Source organism: Paenibacillus durus ATCC 35681 (genome assembly GCF_000993825.1).
GTDB classification, from domain to species: Bacteria; Bacillota; Bacilli; order Paenibacillales; family Paenibacillaceae; genus Paenibacillus_AQ; species Paenibacillus_AQ durus_B.
Map to the genome: position 1 here is coordinate 1,708,078 of NZ_CP011114.1, position 15,685 is coordinate 1,723,762.

A 15,685-nucleotide genomic window follows, 5' to 3' on the forward strand; every position below is an offset into this window, starting at 1 on the left:
ATGTGGAAAGGAGGGATTTTATGGCATTAGCGGTAATGAGCAAGCGTGAATTCGAGTCGTTGGAGGATGAAAGACTAGGCAGGGCGTGCATGGAGCCGACCTTTAGTCAAATCCGGGCCAAGGATATGGCGGTGAAGGCCAGGGTCATCTCGGGTCTTTCCGAGGGACAGCGGGCGCTGTGCATGTTCAGAGTCTTTTACGATCACGCGAAGAATTCGGAGATGGAGTATTACGGCTGGATTTCCCAGCTGCTGCAGAATCCGGACATGTGGTTCGGGGTGACGAACGGATTAAGCTTTTTTGGCGATATGGAGATGTCCCGTCTGCTGGAAGAAACGAAAGAGGTTCTGGAGACCCGAAACCGCAGGCTCGGCTTGGAGTGGAAGGACGCCGTAATTACGGACCTTGATCATGATAAGGAATTGAATGCCGAGGTAGAGCGGTTATACCGGCGGTTTCAGCTTGTTTCAAAGGAAAGCTTGAAGACAATCGCCGCCCATATCCGGGCTAATGCCGATGAATTTGTGAGGTTTGAGGAGTAACCTGAATACACCAAACTAACGTTTGAGCGTCCGCTGTGCGGGCGCTTTTTTCGTTCATTTCCGCAGTGCGGTTCTCTTATCCTTTACCATTTAGCCGTTGTATTCCTAGCCGCTGGCCGAAGAAGGTCCCGCGACCAAAGTCCAGAACGAAACTAAACTCCGGACAGTTACGGCGAATTTAGTCATTTGCTATCCTGTTTTTAGTAGATAAAGGTATTGCCATATTAAGCAACTTGGTAGATTTTTTTAGCAGTGGGGTGAACACAATGATCTACAATACAGATGGAGACAATGATTCCGAGAGCAGCATCTATGTGTTGTTGACCGATACGGGCACTTTGTTCACAACATTGATCAAAAGCTTCACCGCCGCTCCATATAACCACGCCTTCCTGGCGCTCGACGCGGAGCTGAATGATGTATTCAGTTTTGGCCGCAAATGCCCAAGGAAGCCTTGGGCTGGAGGGTTTGTCGAGGAAGATGTTTATGAGGGAACCTTCCGTCAATTTCCCGGCACTCGCTGCGCACTGCTCCGTTTGCGGATTTCGAAGCAGCAGCGTGACGCTGCTATTCGGACCGTCCGGTCTTTTCAGAAGGAGAAGCATGTCTATCGCTACAATCTGATCGGATTATTAGGCGTGCTGATGAACCTTGACATTGAGACAAAAAATGCTTACTTTTGCTCCCAGTTTGTATCCGAAGTGCTGCGTAAAAGTGGACTTTCCCTATGGGATCGGCCATCCACACTGGTAACGCCCAATGATTTTCTTCACCATCCTGCATTCGACATCGTTTACGAGGGTCTTCTGTACGATTACCCGCTTCTCAACCGGGACAGACTAAAATACATACAAAATGTGGAAGAAGTGGCAAGCGAATTGGAGGAGCAGGCGGTTTAATGGATGCAGTGCAGCTGATGCAAACGGCGGCAGAAATCGGCGCTATTCATCAAGTGTGCGGTTAAGTCTCGCCAGCATGTCACCGAAAGTTCGGCATTCCTGGGGCGACCAGTCTTTAAATATTTGCTCGTATCGGTCCAACCTGATTTTTCTCGCCTCGGCAAGCTTCCGTGAGCCCGCCTCAGTGATCTGAAAATAGCTCGACCGTCCATCCTGCGGATCAGGTATTCGCTCTATGTATCCTTTTTGTTCAAGCACACTGGTCTGTCTGCTGATCGTGGAGGTGTCCAGGCCGAGTCCTTCCGCCAGAGCCTTAACCCCAATGTTGCCGTGTTTGGACAAATGGCACAGCAAGGTATAGCTAGAACGATCCAGCCCGCCATGCTTCTTGTCCAGGGAGGCGCGGCGAATCAATGTCATCATCTCATTGCTGATGAAATCCAAATTTTTATCTTCCATAGCTCTTCCGTCCTTTAGTTCATACTCTTCTCCATATTATATGTGAAAATACCCAGCCACAAGTGAAAATACATAACCCTGGATGAAAGTAACGTGAAAAAAGTAATATTGATTTTCAGCATAATAGTTGTATCATACACCTATATTAAATTGATTGTATCATACACCTATATTTTAGAGGAGAGAAAGCATTGAATAATCTAACCGCCAGGAATTCTTCCTTCTGGCTCATTATTTTAGCGGTTTTTTTCGGGAATTTCATGACCATCCTGAGTTCCACAACGATTAATGTGGCTTTTCCGGTGTTCATGAAGGATTTTCATGCGGAGGTCGGTTCGGTTCAATGGATGATTACCGGCTATCTGCTGGCAACCGGGGTTGTCGCTCCGGTCGTCGGCTATTTTGGCGATAAGTGGAGCTATAAGTACCTGTATGTGTTTGCTTTATCTGGGTTTACCCTCTTTTCCGGGTTATCCACGATCGCTTGGAGCATTCATTCTTTGATTGCCTTTCGCATCCTGCAGGGGGTGTTCGGCGGCCTAATCATTCCCACGACGATGACGATGATCTATCAGTTCATTGAAAAGGAACGGCAGGCCTTCGCCATGAGCTTATGGAGTCTTTCCGCCATGCTTGCCCCGGCATTCGGGCCTACACTTGGCGGCTGGCTGACCGGGTATTTTGGCTGGCAGTCCCTGTTTATCATCAACCTGCCCGTTGGAATCATTGCGATTATTGTAGCGCTTAAATGTCTGCCCTATCACCGCCAGCCGAGCAAGCTCAAAACCTTTGATTTACCCGGCTTCATAACCGTTATTCTTAGCAGCGCGCTCATTATCCTGGCTTTCAGTGAGGGGAATTCCTGGGGCTGGACTTCGTGGCGGACGTTATCCTTGCTGGTGGCAGGGGCGTCCATTTTGACCTATTTCATCCGCAGAGAGCTCTCCCTGAAGGAGCCGCTGCTCAATCTGAAGGTGTTCCGGCAAAAGCGCTTTACGTACAGCTTAATCATCAACTGCACGATTACCATCTCATTATATTCCGGATCGTTTTTAATTCCGATTTTTCTGCAGGATATTCAGCAGTCTACTCCGCTATTAACCGCCCTGGTGCTGCTTCCGGGCTCGCTCGTGATGGCGTTTCTATCACCGGTGGTTGGCAAGCTGTATTCCAAGATAGGTCCGTTCTGGCTCATTCTTAGCGGTATCCTGCTGCTGGTCATATCAACTTGGGAGCTCAGTCATCTTACGCTGGCTGCTACCCATGTCTATGTGGCCTCATGGATGACGCTGCGTTATGTGGGCATTGCCCTTGCTTTTATGCCGGTTACCAATGCCGGGATGTCCGCCATCTCCAAGGAATATACCGGCCATGCTTCATCCGTAACGAACTGGGTGCGCCAAGCCACCGGAGCGCTGGCCATTGCGATCTTCAGCTCCTTGCTGGCTGCGAGATCCGCGACCCATCTAAAAGCGCTGGCCGGGGGAGGGAAGGCAGGCTCTTCTCTGCTAAAAGCTCAAGGCATGGCGATGGGCGTTCAGGATGTGTTCCTGGCCGCTACATTGATTGGCGTTGTTGCGATTCCGTTAACTTTTCTGCTCAGGTCGAGAAAGGGAGTGGCTGCCGACGTTCCTAAAAGCTCAGTGGTGGAGCGCGAAGCGAATGGTTGAGATCATAAAGGCTGATTAATATGAAGAGTTTCGGATACTCAAGAGCTGACCCATTTGGTCGGCTCTTTTTTATCGTACTTAAATAAATTGGACAAACACGCAGAATTAATTTATATTGCACAATTATTATTATACTTTTAATAACTATTATCAAAAGTCGCTGGAGGTGAATGAAATCAATCAGATTGCCAATAATTCCATTCGGGTTAAAGAGATCAACCGGGAACTTATCCAGCAAGCTTTGAAAGCGATGAAGCAGGGAACGAAATCTATAATTTCACAGGCAACCGGCCTAAGCATCGCGACCTGCGGAAATGTTCTCAATGAACTGCTTGAGACCGGCGAGGTTATCGAGACTGAACTGGAACAATCAAGCGACGGCCGTCCGGCAAGGCGGTTTGTTTACAACGCCGATTTTTCCTATATTGCATGTATCTATGCCAAAACGGGAGACGGTCTGCTTTCCTTGACTTATGCGGTGGCCAACTCCGTTGGCGAGCGTGTAGACGGCGGGTACATGGAGGTGATGAGGGTCCTCGACGCGGCAGCTATTGATCACTTGGTCGGAACGCTTATTGAGAGGTATGACCAAATCAAAGCGGTCGGGATCGGCATCCCGGGATTCGTCCATCAACGGGTTATCAATATTTGCGATATTAAGGAATTGATCCATGTCCCTCTGAAAGCACAGTTGAGAGAGAAAATACGGAATTGAAGTTACTGTGGAAAATGATATGAACCAAAGATGTTCCGGATAATACTGTTGTCGGCGATAATCCGGCCAAAATAATTAAAAATATTGTACTCTGATATGAAGGGATAATGTGTCGAGGGATATAACGGACGTAATATGAACGGATATTCATGGATGGGTAGCGGTGCGATCGGAGATTGGAATACGGAGAATCCGGCAGCAGTCTGTACAATTATTGATTCCTCATTATGCTTATTACCGCGCGCTTTGCAATCCATTCACATCGTTTTGCACATCAGATTCACATTAATTTCGCATCACCGAGAAGAAGGCGGGAAGACGTAAAATAAGCGATCTTGTTCGCCTATTCAGGCAGCTTGCTACCATGGTATAATGGCGGAGCAGTAGAAAGGCTTGCAAGGGCGGCTGGCTAATCTCCCGGAAGGGAGGTGATGCCATGGAGGTTTATCAAGCGTTGTCGTTAATGTTCATGTTCGGCATGTTCATTATTGCTCTGCTGAATTACCTCAAAAAGAAATAGGCCGCCCTCTGACCGGGACGCGACCTATTTCTGTAGGTAAACCGAGTTAAAGCCGCCGCCCTTAAAAGCGGCTATTGCGTCGGGAGTCGTGTTACCAGCACGGCTCTCTTTGCATTGTACGTCTTTTCTAACCACACTATACCACATTTTGATTTATAAAAGTAAAAATAATTATATGTGCAAAATGCTTACGATTTTATACTTGCTGTGGGGGTGGCATAACCTACAAAAGTTCCGTCCCCAATCCGTCCCCAACCCCAAATTTCCGGGTTTTTTAAATCACATAACAGCAACGGGTAAAAAGAAAAAACCCTTATAAATCAAGGATTTTTTAGAGGATATTCGTATAGGACGGATGGGGATCGAACCCATGACCCCTACCCTGTCAAGATAGTGCTCTCCCGCTGAGCTACCGTCCTGCAACGAGATTTATAATACCATAAAGCAGGGTGGAGATGCAAATGTTTTTTTAAAAGAGAAGGAGGCTGAGAGAATCTCAGCTTGGCGAGGAGCGTTGCGTAGCCGGAATGGTTACGCCGATCGTATAGCATACACTTGAATACTTGAATGTTTACGTAAAACGGCGGCTTTCCCAGGGAGGAAGGCTCGGCTGCTTTTTGTTTTGCCGCGATAAATGGATGCCGCCTTTTATATTAATGTTAAAGCGGGTTACTGCATCCTTTTCCAAATATGATATAATATGGGCTCCTAATCCAAGTCGAGTTTGAAGGGTGATTCGGTTGAAAATCGGCAAGCGGATATTGCGGCTTCAAACGACGATATTTCTGATGATTTGCGCGGTTGTGGCGATGGTGCTGATTGTCGTCTATGCGATGTTCGGCATACAGGTTTCCCGGCAGACGAAGGAATCACTTGAAAATAAAGCCATCTCCATTTCGCGAACCTTATCCCGTACATCGACGGTAATCGAGAGTCTGAGCGGAGCGGGCGATCCGGAGGCTGTTCAACGTTACGCCGAGCGGATTCGGTTGGCTAACGGGGTGGAATTTGTGGTTGTGCTGGATATGAACGGCATCCGTCTAACGCATCCGGACCCGTCGAAGATCGGAAAGCATTTTCTGGGAGGGGACGAGATGAAGGCGCTGCATGGACAGGAATCCGTCTCCCAGGCCAAAGGTTCGCTCGGCAACTCCGTAAGAGCGTTCTCGCCCGTCTTCGGCAAAGGCGGCCGCCAACTGGGAGCTGTAGCCGTGGGTGTTTCCCTGAGCAGCGTGCAGACGGCCATCGGGCAAAATGAATGGATTATTTATTGGGGAGTTTTTATCGGCGCCTGTTTGGGCGCGGGTTCAGCCTTTCTGCTGGCACGCAAAATCAAACGTATGCTGTTCGGCATGGAGCCCGGGGAAATTGCCAATCTGCTTGAAGAGCGCAACGCCATGCTTCAATGTGCTAAAGAAGGCATCCTCGCCATTGACGGACAGTCTCGCATCACGCTGGCCAACGCGGAAGCGATGAGGCTGATGAGGGCGGTCGGACTGAAGGAAGAACCGGTCGGACGCCCGGCGGGCGAATTCTGGCCCGCTTTGCGCATGAACAAGGTGCTGGATACCGGCATACCTCTTCAGGACATGGAAGTGGCGCTGAGCGGCCTTACTCTGTTGGTCAATGTGGCTCCTGTCAAGGTCGGAGGAAGAATAGAGGGCGCTATCGCGACTTTTCGGGACAAAACCGAAATCGGCCTGCTGATGGAGAGACTTTCAGGGATATCGCTGTACGTGGAAGCGCTGCGGGCGCAGACCCATGATTTTATGAATAAGCTGCATGTGATTATCGGGCTTGCGCATATGCGCCGGTATGATCGGCTGGAGGAGTACTTAACGGGAACGATTGAGCGCATTCAGGCGGAAACGGGTACGGTTGTCCGGCAGATCAAGGACCCGGTAATGGCGGGATTCCTGCTTGGCAAACTGAGCCGAGTCCGCGAAGCGGGAGTACGGCTTGTCATACGGGAGGACGGAATACTGCCGGAATCCGCAAATCCTGAAGTTTCGAGGGAACTGGTCACTATCATCGGAAATTTGCTTGAGAATGCAATTGAAGCTCCCGCAGGCGAAGCGGACAAAATGATACGGATCGGCTTTTTGTACAAAAATCGCATGCTGACCATTACCGTCGAAGACAACGGCACGGGAATTTCCGAGGAGAACGGCAGGCATATTTTCGATCAAGGTTATTCGACCAAAGGCAAGGACAGAGGCATCGGTCTATATCTCGTCGGGCGGAGCCTAAGCAAACTGGGCGGCAGTATAGATTGGGGAAGTCAGCTAGAAGAAGGTACGCTGTTCACTGTAAAATTACCTTATTTGGCAAAGAGTGATGACCAGCATGATTAATGTTCTTATTGTGGAAGACGATCCGATGGTAGCGGAAATGAACAAGTTTTATTTGGAAAGCGTCGAAGGCTTCTGCGCCCAAGGGTGGGCCCGTACCGCCGGAGAAGCGCTCCAAATGCTGGAGCGGCGCACGTCCGACCTGATCCTGCTTGATATCTACATGAAGGAAATGAACGGTTTGGAGTTATTGTCGGAGATACGAAGCAGAGGGATGCGGGTAGACGTTATCGTAATTTCGGCGGCCAGCGACAAGGAGAGTATACAGAAGGCGCTGCACAACGGGGCGGTCGATTATTTAATCAAGCCGTTCGAGTTCGCCCGGTTCCGCGTCGCCCTTGCCGCATACAGGGAACAAAACCGGTTGTTCAAGCGCCAGGACCGGCTGAATCAGGAGGAGCTGGACCGGTTATCCCGGTTCAAAAGGGAACAGGGAGCGCGCGCGGAGCTTCCCAAAGGTTTTACAAAACCTACGCTGCATATGGTCTGGAAAGCGATAGAGAACTGCTCGGCCCATCCCTTCACGATTGAGGAAATAGCGTCGCTTACCGGCATTTCCCGCGTGACTGTCGGCAAGTATCTTGCCGGGCTGGCGGAAATGGGCGTGCTGGAAATGGATATGATATACGGAACGGTCGGAAGGCCCGTTCAGAATTACAACATGCTCCCGAAAGGAAAGGCGCTTATCTCACCGTACTTGTAAGCTTCTTTGGCGAAAATATCCGCACCGGCGGCCTAAGGACTCCTTTGCAGATCAACTGCGGCGGAGTCTTTTTTTACGCAACCTCTAGTAGAGCGTCTGCTTAAATAACTTTCATAACCCCATCAATATTTACGAAAAAACAAAACGGTATTCACCTGCGCTATGATGAACTTGTAAATAATCCCAAATAGAAGGAGGCCTGAGAAATGCAAAAAACGTTTCAATCCGCCGGGGCCCGCGACGGAACGGCGGTCATCAGAGGGGAAAAGAAAAGCCTGCTTCGGCGGCTGACGGGACTTAAAGTCGGTGTACTCCCGCTTCCTCTTTATCTTGCATTCGCACTGATCGTTCTGTCCTCGGCCCAGTTAGGGGATCTCCCGAAGGACATGATCGGCGGGTTCGCAGTTATTATGGTCATGGGTATTCTGCTGAGCGATTTGGGGTTTAAACTCCCGATTCTGAAGAGCATCGGCGGGCCGGCCATCCTCTCTCTGATGATTCCTTCGTTTCTGGTATTTTGGAATCTGATCAGCCCGGAAGCGATGGACTCGGTTAATATGCTGATGAAGACGTCGAACTTTCTGTATCTCTACATCTCCTGTCTGGTAGCGGGAAGCATCACGGGAATGAACCGGAAGACGCTGATCGACGGCTTTATCCGGATATTCGTCCCGATGCTGGCCGGAACTTTAGCCGCCGTAGCCGCCGGTGTAGGGATGGCCCTGCTTCTCGGTTACAGCGCGCACCGGGCGTTCTTCTACATCGTGGTGCCGATTATCGGCGGCGGTGTCGGTGAAGGCATACTGCCGCTGTCCATCGCTTTCTCGCAGATTCTCGGCGGAGAGTCGGGCAGTTACGTCGCGCAGATGATTCCGGCCGCCGTGATCGGCAATGTATTCGCGATTATCGGGGCCGGGCTGCTGAAGCGGTTGGCCGAGAAGAAGCCCGAATTGACCGGCAACGGCGTGCTAGTCATGGAAAAGAACGGCCAAAAGTTGGGCGGAAGCGCTTATGACGGCGAACCGATCAATTTCCTGCTGATGGGCGCGGGACTGCTCTTTGCCTGCACGCTGTTTATCTTCGGGCATTCCCTTTCGCCTTACGTCGGGATTCCCGGGCCGATCCTAATGATCTTTGCCGCCGCCGTAATCAAAATCGGCAGGCTGCTTCCGGCCAAAATCGAACAGGGGGCTTATCATCTTTATAAATTCGTCTCCGGCAGCCTGACCTGGCCGCTGATGGTTGGCCTCGGCATGCTTTACATCCCGCTTAAGGATGTCACCAAAATGATTTCGATCCCGTACATCATCGTTTGTGCCACGGTCATCGCGGCGATGATCCTGACCGGATTTTTTGTCGGCAAGCGAATCCGGATGTATCCGGTGGAGACGGCGATTGTAACGGGCTGCCGCGGCGGCTTGGGCGGGACGGGCGACGTAGCTATCCTGTCGGCTTCCGGCCGGATGGAACTGATGCCGTTCGCGCAAATCTCCACGCGGATCGGAGGAGCAATTACCGTCGTCGCGGCCGCTTTTTTAATAGTGATATGGCAGGGTTGATCATGGCAGGCTGAAGTCCCCGGGTAAGTTCCGGGTTTTATCCGGCTTGGTGTGACGCATGTGGCGGAAATGTTCCCTTGTAATGTGATTGAATTAAGAATTATAGACAAAATACCGAATTAATGATCAGGGATGACGCCCATCCCAATTCAGGATAGTATAGAACAAGACCTGAATGGACGAATACGGTCAGCCAATTAACAGGAGGTATTCCCATGAATGTGGAGGAAATCATGCTGCTTCATCAAGGCGGCAAACTGGAGACAACATTGAAGCATCCGATCGAATCGATGGAGGACTTGGCTAAGGTCTACACGCCAGGAGTAGCCAAAGTATGCCAGGCCATCGCTTCAGACCAGGATAGAGCATATGAGCTGACCACCAAAAAAAATACGGTGGCGGTCATCAGCGACGGTACAGCGGTACTGGGACTTGGCGATATCGGCCCGAAAGCCGCAATGCCCGTTATGGAAGGAAAGGCAGCCCTGTTCAAGCAGTTCGCCGATGTGGATGCGGTGCCGATCTGCCTGGATACGAAGAATACGGAAGAGATTATCGCGATTGTCAAGGCACTGGCCCCTACTTTTGGCGGCATCAACCTGGAGGACATTTCTTCTCCCCGCTGCTTTGAAATTGAGCGACGTCTTAGAGAGGAACTGGATATTCCGGTGTTCCACGACGATCAGCACGGAACGGCCATAGTGGTACTGGCAGGTCTGCTTAATGCGCTAAAGGTGGTAGACAAAGACATAAAGGATGTCAAAATTGTCGTCAACGGCTGCGGGGCGGCAGGCATATCGGTGGCTAAAATGCTGCTGGGCGCGGGCGCCAAGAATCTGATTGGCGTGGACCGGGATGGCGCCATCAACCGGCTGAACGTATATGACAAGCCTCATTGGACGGAATTCGCCCAGATCAGCAATCCCAATCTGGAACAAGGCTCTCTATCCGATTGCATCGTCGGTGCGGATGTATTTGTAGGCGTTTCGGCGCCTAATGTGCTGAAGGTCGAGGATGTCCGGAAAATGGCCAAGGACCCGATCGTCTTCGCCATGGCTAATCCGACCCCGGAGATTGATCCCGCGCTTGCCGCTCCATACGTAAAGGTTATGGCAACGGGACGCTCCGATTATCCGAACCAGATTAACAACGTGCTCTGCTTCCCGGGCATCTTCAGAGGCGCTCTCGACTGCGGCGCCACCGACATCAATGATGCAATGAAGCTCGCGGTAGCGGAAGCGATTGCCGCGTCTGTCGATCCCTCTGAACTGAACGAACAGTTTATTATTCCGAACGCTTTCGACAAGCAGGTCGTTGAATGCATCCGGAAGGCGGTGGCCGAGGCGGCGATCCGAACCGGTGTTGCGAGAAAAATGCTTATTAGCGTAAACTAATCCTCTTTATCTAAAAAACGAACCGGCCAATCCTCCGTTGGCCGGTTCGTCTGTTGTTAAGCCTCTAATATACCGTTAGCCGCTAACTCGGCGTAATTAAATGCGGACCCTGCCAGCCGCTCGCCTCTGCGCAGCTTCTCGCGTACGGCCAAGATGGCGGCGTCCGCTTTTTGCAACTCCTCAAGCAGCGCCGATTCGTCCTGATCGCTCTCCAGCACGTCTGCAATGCCGCCGCTCTTCAGCACAATTCGGCTGTGGGCGAGCAGGGCTAAGATCGGATCATGGGTCGCCATCAGCACAATCTTCTGATTTTGCACCAGAATATCCAGCGCCTGTCTGCGGTCAATCCCCGCGTTCTCGATCTCGTCAATTAGGACGATCGGGCTGTCGGATAAAATCGCAGTATCCGCAATCATCAGGGAGCGTGATTGTCCGCCGCTCAGCGCGGTCAGCGGGGTATCCGGCACAATCGGCTCTCCGGTCAGCCGGTTTGCCTGAGTGACGACGCTGTGAATCAGCTCCTCCAGCCCTGTCTCGCCAAGGTTGGTGTCGCGGCATTCCGCGTGCAGCGTAATAAACTCCGCAACTGTGGCGTCCATGACAAAGTTCATATTCTGCGATAACTGGGCAATCAGCTTCCGTCCCATGTCGAATCGGATCTCGGGTGCGGGCGGCTGATCGTTAATCAAGATGCAGCGGCCGCTCGGTGTATCCCGCTGGGCGATATATTCGATATCCGCCAGCAGCCTGCTCTTGCCCGAGCCTGTCGGTCCGACCACCGCAACGAGGTCGCCAGGCACAAGCCTTAAGGCGACATCCTCCGCTTCACCGGATTTGGAGTGGCCGCCAAGGATCGTAATGGATTGAATATCCTCCATCATGTCAGCTCACCTCCGGGCGGGGAACGTCCGGAATAGCGATGCTCTTGACGTTGCCCATCTGGTAGTCGTGCCCGATTCTCGTCTCACCCAGGCAGTAGGAGCAGACCGCAGCCGGCATTGAGAACCGCAGCTTCCGCCCGTCCAGATTGTCGATATCTTCAGCCTGCGCAAGCAGGGCGCCGAGCCGTTCCTTGCCCTGGCCGGTCAGGCCGTTGATGTGAAGAATCTCCGCCCGGGTGTTTACTTTGCGGACTTGATACTGAAACACCTCGCGCTCGGCCTGGGAGACAATGTCGCCCTTTGTGATAGCCACGATATCGGCTTGCTTCAGCAGCGGCCCCATCTTGGTCGGGGTATTCGCTCCCGATAAATTATCAATGACACAGACCGCCAGGGCATGGCGGATAAAAGGAGAACAGCGGTTGCATAGACCGGCGCTTTCGCTGATTAGAATATCCAGTTCCAGCGATTGCCCCCAGCGGGCGCAAGCCTCGATATTGGTAACAAAATAATGGTCCGGGCACAGGTTGCCGGCAAGACCGAGAAGCACCGGCACTCCTTTGGCGCGGTAGCGCTCATCATCCTTGGAGGCAACGCAGTCGAATTTCACGACCCCCGCTTTCAGTCCCTGCTCCTTCAGCCAATCAATCACACGCAGAAGCATGGAGGTTTTGCCGCTCGACGGCGGACCCGCCACGGTTATGAGCTTCATATCTTAGTCCTCCTGTTCAAACCCTTTGTTAAAGGCCGCGTTCACGGCATCCGTCTTTGCCTGAATATCGCTGTTCCAGACGAGATCCCAGCCCATCCACAGCAGCTTGCGCTGCGTAAGCCCGGATGCCGCCGAAGGATGAGGCGATGGGAAGAAGGCCTGTTCGCACAGCTGCGCCGTTTCCTCGCTAGTGAAGAAGGAAGCCAAACGGCGCCCGCCCTCCGTCGCATTCTGTTTAGCGAGCAGGAATACCGGGCTTGCGATCGCGCCTTCCTCAGGCCAAATAATATTGATTTTATCCTGCTTGCGGATCATATTCGCATAAAAATACGGCATCACGTATAAAGCCGTTCCGGCTTCGTTATCGGTTCCCGCCAGCTTTGCCATCTGGCCCGGATGAAGCCCCTGGCGAACAGACCGACCGAGACCGGTCAGTATATCTTCGCCGTACTTCTCGCCTAATGTCAGCAGCACCGTTTCGCAAAAGGTGCCGTTATGTCCTCTCATCGTTACCTGCTTCCGGTACACGGGATTCAGCAGGTCGCTCCAGGAGCGCGGCTCGGGCGTATCCCCCAGACGGGCTGTATCGGCTACGATGACCAGCGGATTCACGCACATTAACGTAACCCGGCCGGTCGGGTCCTGCATGCCGATCTCCGCAAACCGTTCATTCGGAGCATAGCCTGCTGCATCGGCGAATACATCCTGATCGAGGAACCGGGTACGGAAATCACGATGGAAGAAGCTGCTGATTCCCGGCGTAATTACGATATCCGGCAGTTCGTCGGCGGATTGAAACTCATTTACTGTTTTATAGAAGTCGCTCTGATTCGCATTGCCCTCGAATTCCAATTCCTCCGGGTCGAGATCGGTCCAAAGCCCCGAGCTTTGCTGATGAAGAAACGTTTCTTCAATAGGCACCTTAAGCGGGCAGGGCAGCATGGCAAGCAGATGGCGGGGCAATCTTTCCTGTTCTTGGGCCGTTCCGGTATTCATATTTATTCATCCTCTCGTCGCCTTTTTTTGAAAATACGCTAGTAAGTTACGTTTAATTATAAATAGTTGTGATTTGATTCACAATTTACGAAAGACCGAAAGTTTGACAATACTACAAACATTCCCTCATCAGTATAATTTAGACCCGCTAGCATACTGGAAAAAGGGAAATTCATGAAAAAATGCAACTTTAGCGCAGGATAGACGCGAGGCGGGTGTATAGCGGGACAGGAAAGGGAGCTATGCCTCCGGATAGACGAAACGTTCGACTGTGTCCGCCGCCAGGGCCGGATCATTTCCGGAATTATCAAAGTATAGGATGGAGGAGGGGGGAAGGGGCCATTTTACGGTGCGGCTGACAAGCGACGAACGGAAATCGTCCCAATGGCGCAGCTTCCAGTCGTCCAGCTTCGAGCTTCTGGCCATAATTCTTTCCTTATAAAGCTTCTCATCGGACAAGCTGACGATGACCGCTTTTACCTCGACGTCGAGCAGTGATCGGCCGATCCGCGACAATTCGCGCGCAATCCACCCTTCATCTGCGGCTTCTTTCGTAAAAGGACCGACCACGATGCTGTCCACATCCAGGTTGACGTTATCGAGCACGGCATCCATCGTAATCCGGTATCCCAGGTCACGGCACAGCCTCTTGTAATCTTTAGAGTCCCGGTCGGAGGGGTCAAGTCCATGGAACGTCATTATCGCTTCCGCTGCCGGACGGAGAAGGATATCCATATCGAAGAAGGCGGCTTTTCGTCTGGATGCCAGCGCTTTTGCCAGCGTGGTCTTACCAGCGCCTGCTCCCCCGAGGAAAAATACGAGCTTATTCATTAGCTATTCCTCCTTATGTGTGGTTGCTCTGAGGTTACCCTAGTGTATGGGCCAGTGTAATTAAACCGGTTATCGTAATGACATTCAGCAGCGTCGAAACCAGCACGGTCTGGGCCGCGAAGTCCGGCTCATTGTTATATTCCTCGGCAAGCAGCGAGGCGTTAACGCCCGTCGGCATGCCGGAAGCGATGATCAGCGCCTGCGCGGGTATGCCCTTAAGTCCAAGCGCAAGCACGAGCAGAATGCCGATCGCAGGAGCGGCGAGCAGGCGAAGCAGGAGACTTAGATAAAGATCGGCCCGGGCCAGCCGGAGCGGATATTTGATGATCTGCGCCCCCAGCGTCAGCAGCGCGACCGCAACCATCGATTCCTGGGCATAGGTGAGCGGTTTGGAGATGAACAGAGGCAGCGGCACGGAGAAGGCGTGGAACGCTAATCCCAACACCAGCGCGTAAGGAACGGGCATTTTCAGAAATCCGATAATGACGATCCGGTAATTGCCCTTAAGCTTGGCCCGCTGAATGGAAATGACGCCATAAGTGAAGGTGAGCAGGCTTTGCAGCGCCATAATCAGCGATTGAAGCGAAGCGGCGAGAGCATCTCCGTGAAAGGCCAGATCATTAACCGGCATGCCGTAGTTGCCCGCGTTATCCAGCAGCACGCTATTCGTAAATGCGGCCTTCATGCCTGTTTTATATTTTAGCGAACGTGTAAGAATAAAGGACAATATATAGAGGATACCGATGTATAGCGCGTAGAAACCGACTACCATGCCGAGCAGGGAGGGCGACATTTTCGAGAGGTACATACTCATAAACACGGCGGCGGGCGTTATGTAGTAGAAGTTGATTTTTGCCATCGTATACAAATCCAGCCGAAACAGCCACTGGAGCAGCGAGCCGGCGCCAATCAGAATAAAAACCGGAAGCACAACCTGAAGCAGAATCTCACCAATCATTGAACCCTCTCTTTTCAATAGTAAAAGTATTTGTTCTATTAATATGTAACCATAGGGTCAAACGTAGTTCATTATAGCATAGTTTGTCTTCCGGCAGAGCGCTTGGTTATAAAACATTCCGGCTTCGTTAAAACTGCTACAAGAACCTGCATTATGTGAATCGAGAGAAAGGAGCCGGACTATGATAAAAAGACAACTGGGATTGCCGGCAGTCTTCAGCGCGCTGCTGCTTGCCGCCGGCTGCATGCCCGGAAACGGAATATCCACGGAGACCGCACGTCCCGCTTCCTTAGATATGACAAGTCTCACAAACCCCGGGAGGGGGCTTGGGGAAGAACGCGATCCGCTGGCTCCGATTATGAAGGATGTCTATTCGAAGTCCATTCCGGATGAAGTCTATTCGGACGGACTGTAGCGGCCTATAACCTTCTAACGCTGCCCATTTCCGTTATCCTTTCGGCTATACAGCCAGAACGATATTCAGTATAATAGATC

At 51.7% G+C, this 15,685-nt stretch carries 16 protein-coding genes and 1 tRNA gene; 10 read left to right on the forward strand and 7 right to left on the reverse strand.

Annotated elements, in window-relative coordinates:
- Positions 1-20 precede the first annotated feature (20 nt).
- A complete protein-coding gene (locus VK70_RS07665) occupies positions 21-542 on the forward strand; it encodes a hypothetical protein (protein WP_025695335.1) in 522 nt (173 codons plus the stop codon).
- Positions 543-808: 266 nt separating this feature from the next.
- Positions 809-1,441 carry a C40 family peptidase gene (locus VK70_RS07670; RefSeq protein WP_025695334.1) on the forward strand — a complete coding sequence of 211 codons (633 nt, stop codon included), beginning with the start codon at positions 809-811 and terminating at the stop codon, positions 1,439-1,441.
- Positions 1,442-1,483: 42 nt separating this feature from the next.
- Here VK70_RS07670 and VK70_RS07675 read toward each other — a convergent pair whose 3' ends face one another.
- A complete protein-coding gene (locus VK70_RS07675; RefSeq protein ID WP_025695333.1) occupies positions 1,484-1,900 on the reverse strand; it encodes a MarR family winged helix-turn-helix transcriptional regulator in 417 nt (138 codons plus the stop codon).
- 191 nt (positions 1,901-2,091) lie between these two features.
- On the opposite strand from VK70_RS07675, the gene VK70_RS07680 reads away from it, so the two are divergent.
- The 3 genes from VK70_RS07680 to VK70_RS29210 all read left to right on the forward strand — a co-directional run bounded on the left by VK70_RS07680 (position 2,092) and on the right by VK70_RS29210 (position 4,805).
- Positions 2,092-3,570 (forward strand): MDR family MFS transporter, encoded by a 1,479-nt coding sequence (locus tag VK70_RS07680; protein ID WP_025695332.1) that lies wholly within the window; start codon positions 2,092-2,094, stop codon positions 3,568-3,570.
- A 115-nt stretch (positions 3,571-3,685) separates the two neighbouring features.
- The gene (locus tag VK70_RS07685) at positions 3,686-4,285 is read left to right on the forward strand and encodes a hypothetical protein (RefSeq protein ID WP_051505037.1); all 600 of its coding nucleotides are present in this window, start codon (positions 3,686-3,688) and stop codon (positions 4,283-4,285) included.
- Positions 4,286-4,721: 436 nt separating this feature from the next.
- Positions 4,722-4,805 (forward strand): putative holin-like toxin, encoded by an 84-nt coding sequence (locus VK70_RS29210; protein ID WP_219214875.1) that lies wholly within the window; start codon positions 4,722-4,724, stop codon positions 4,803-4,805.
- Positions 4,806-5,152: 347 nt separating this feature from the next.
- On the opposite strand, the gene VK70_RS07690 is transcribed toward VK70_RS29210, so the two are convergent.
- A tRNA-Val gene (locus VK70_RS07690) sits at positions 5,153-5,224 on the reverse strand.
- 312 nt (positions 5,225-5,536) lie between these two features.
- Between VK70_RS07690 and dcuS the strand changes: the two genes are divergently transcribed.
- From dcuS to VK70_RS07710, 4 genes are all read left to right on the forward strand, one after another.
- Positions 5,537-7,159: a DcuS/MalK family sensor histidine kinase gene (gene dcuS / locus VK70_RS07695; RefSeq protein ID WP_233277786.1), complete on the forward strand. Its 1,623-nt coding sequence runs from the start codon at positions 5,537-5,539 to the stop codon at positions 7,157-7,159.
- Positions 7,152-7,859: a response regulator gene (locus tag VK70_RS07700; RefSeq protein ID WP_025695330.1), complete on the forward strand. Its 708-nt coding sequence runs from the start codon at positions 7,152-7,154 to the stop codon at positions 7,857-7,859. The genes dcuS and VK70_RS07700 overlap by 8 nt, the downstream gene beginning before the upstream one ends.
- 206 nt (positions 7,860-8,065) lie before the next feature.
- Entirely contained in the window at positions 8,066-9,418 is a 1,353-nt protein-coding gene (locus tag VK70_RS07705) for a 2-hydroxycarboxylate transporter family protein (protein WP_046723084.1), read from the forward strand.
- 215 nt (positions 9,419-9,633) lie between these two features.
- Positions 9,634-10,812, forward strand: a complete 1,179-nt coding sequence (locus VK70_RS07710) for an NAD(P)-dependent malic enzyme (protein ID WP_025695927.1) — start codon at positions 9,634-9,636, stop codon at positions 10,810-10,812.
- 56 nt (positions 10,813-10,868) lie between these two features.
- Here the strand turns inward: VK70_RS07710 and VK70_RS07715 are convergent, their stop codons facing one another.
- The 5 genes from VK70_RS07715 to VK70_RS07735 form a co-directional block, all read right to left on the reverse strand.
- Positions 10,869-11,693: an ATP-binding cassette domain-containing protein gene (locus VK70_RS07715; RefSeq protein WP_046723085.1), complete on the reverse strand. Its 825-nt coding sequence runs from the start codon at positions 11,691-11,693 to the stop codon at positions 10,869-10,871.
- A 1-nt stretch (position 11,694) separates the two neighbouring features.
- A complete protein-coding gene (locus VK70_RS07720; protein ID WP_025695926.1) occupies positions 11,695-12,405 on the reverse strand; it encodes a GTP-binding protein in 711 nt (236 codons plus the stop codon).
- A 3-nt stretch (positions 12,406-12,408) separates the two neighbouring features.
- A complete protein-coding gene (locus VK70_RS07725; RefSeq protein ID WP_025695925.1) occupies positions 12,409-13,401 on the reverse strand; it encodes an ABC transporter substrate-binding protein in 993 nt (330 codons plus the stop codon).
- A gap of 240 nt (positions 13,402-13,641) precedes the next feature.
- Complete coding sequence (locus tag VK70_RS07730; protein WP_025695924.1) at positions 13,642-14,232, reverse strand: P-loop nucleotide/nucleoside kinase family protein; 591 nt, start codon at positions 14,230-14,232, stop codon at positions 13,642-13,644.
- Positions 14,233-14,266: 34 nt separating this feature from the next.
- Positions 14,267-15,190: an AEC family transporter gene (locus tag VK70_RS07735; RefSeq protein ID WP_025695923.1), complete on the reverse strand. Its 924-nt coding sequence runs from the start codon at positions 15,188-15,190 to the stop codon at positions 14,267-14,269.
- Between the two features lie 181 nt (positions 15,191-15,371).
- On the opposite strand from VK70_RS07735, the gene VK70_RS07740 reads away from it, so the two are divergent.
- Positions 15,372-15,605: a hypothetical protein gene (locus VK70_RS07740; RefSeq protein ID WP_025695922.1), complete on the forward strand. Its 234-nt coding sequence runs from the start codon at positions 15,372-15,374 to the stop codon at positions 15,603-15,605.
- Positions 15,606-15,685 lie beyond the last annotated feature (80 nt).

Bases quoted from the DNA above. Each gene is read 5' to 3' on its own strand.
- VK70_RS07665 (WP_025695335.1), top strand. From the start codon at position 21: ATGGCATTAGCGGTAATGAGCAAGCGTGAATTCGAGTCGTTGGAGGAT.
- VK70_RS07670 (WP_025695334.1), top strand. From the start codon at position 809: ATGATCTACAATACAGATGGAGACAATGATTCCGAGAGCAGCATCTAT.
- VK70_RS07675 (WP_025695333.1), bottom strand. From the start codon at position 1,900: ATGGAAGATAAAAATTTGGATTTCATCAGCAATGAGATGATGACATTG.
- VK70_RS29210 (WP_219214875.1), top strand. From the start codon at position 4,722: ATGGAGGTTTATCAAGCGTTGTCGTTAATGTTCATGTTCGGCATGTTC.
- VK70_RS07700 (WP_025695330.1), top strand. From the start codon at position 7,152: ATGATTAATGTTCTTATTGTGGAAGACGATCCGATGGTAGCGGAAATG.
- VK70_RS07705 (WP_046723084.1), top strand. From the start codon at position 8,066: ATGCAAAAAACGTTTCAATCCGCCGGGGCCCGCGACGGAACGGCGGTC.
- VK70_RS07710 (WP_025695927.1), top strand. From the start codon at position 9,634: ATGAATGTGGAGGAAATCATGCTGCTTCATCAAGGCGGCAAACTGGAG.
- VK70_RS07715 (WP_046723085.1), bottom strand. From the start codon at position 11,693: ATGATGGAGGATATTCAATCCATTACGATCCTTGGCGGCCACTCCAAA.
- VK70_RS07720 (WP_025695926.1), bottom strand. From the start codon at position 12,405: ATGAAGCTCATAACCGTGGCGGGTCCGCCGTCGAGCGGCAAAACCTCC.
- VK70_RS07725 (WP_025695925.1), bottom strand. From the start codon at position 13,401: ATGAATACCGGAACGGCCCAAGAACAGGAAAGATTGCCCCGCCATCTG.
- VK70_RS07730 (WP_025695924.1), bottom strand. From the start codon at position 14,232: ATGAATAAGCTCGTATTTTTCCTCGGGGGAGCAGGCGCTGGTAAGACC.
- VK70_RS07735 (WP_025695923.1), bottom strand. From the start codon at position 15,190: ATGATTGGTGAGATTCTGCTTCAGGTTGTGCTTCCGGTTTTTATTCTG.
- VK70_RS07740 (WP_025695922.1), top strand. From the start codon at position 15,372: ATGATAAAAAGACAACTGGGATTGCCGGCAGTCTTCAGCGCGCTGCTG.